Raw genomic sequence first — 1,147 nt, 5'->3', positions numbered from 1 at the left:
AGCTGTAAAAGTGAGTGTTTRYCAATGAATGTTTTGATTTACTGGAGYTRTAAAAGTGAGTGTTTGCCAATGAATATTTTGATTTACTGGAGTTGTTCCAGTAGCAAAGTGAGTATTTATCAATCGATGTTTTGATTTACTGGAGCTGTAAAAGTGAATATTTACCAATGAATGTTTTGATTTACTGGAGCTGTTCCAGTAGCAATGCGAGTGTTTATCAATGAATATTTTGATTTACTGGAGTTATAAAAGTGAGTATTTACCAATGAATATTTTGATTTACTGGAGCTGTAAAAGTGAATGTTTACCAATGTTTTAAATTTGTCCGTAAAAATACCCTGGTACTTTGCCAATGAATGTTTTGATTTACTGGAGCTGTTCCAGTAGCAAAGTGAGTGTTTACCAATGAATGTTTTGATTTTTGGAGCTGTTCCAGTAGCAATGCGAGTGTTTACCAATGAATGTTTTGATTTTTGGAGCTGTTCCAGTAGCAATGCGAGTATTTACCAATGAATGTTTTGATTTACTGGAGTTGTTCCAGTAGCAAWGYGAGTGTTTGCCAATGAATATTTTGATTTACTGGAGTTGTAAAAGTGAGTGTTTATCAATCGATGTTTTGATTTACTGGAGCTGTTCCAGTAGCAAAGTGAGTATTTATCRATCGATGTTTTGATTTACTGGAGCTGTTCCAGTAGCAATGCGAGTATTTATCAATCGATGTTTTGATTTACTGGAGCTGTAAAAGTGAGTGTTTACCAATGAATATTTTGATTTTTGGAGTTGTTCCAGTAGCAAAGTGAGTGTTTGCCAATGAATGTTTTGATTTACTGGAGTTATAAAAGTGAGTATTTACCAATGAATGTTTTTATTTTTGGAGCTGTTCCAGTAGCAATGCGAGTGTTTACCAATGAATATTTTGATTTACTGGAGCTGTAAAAGTGAGTATTTATCAATGAATATTTTAATTTACTGGAGCTGTTCCAGTAGCAAAGTGAGTATTTATCAATCGATGTTTTGATTTACTGGAGCTGTAAAAGTGAGTATTTACCAATGAATGTTTTGATTTACTGGAGCTGTTCCAGTAGCAATGCGAGTATTTATCAATCGATGTTTTAGAAGATGCTTTAAAATGGGCAGCAAGAACCTA

It is taken from the genome of Tenacibaculum piscium (genome assembly GCF_021390715.1).
GTDB classification, from domain to species: Bacteria; Bacteroidota; Bacteroidia; order Flavobacteriales; family Flavobacteriaceae; genus Polaribacter; species Polaribacter piscius.
The sequence above is the reverse complement of the archived record's forward strand: the minus strand, read 5'-3'. Positions refer to the sequence as shown.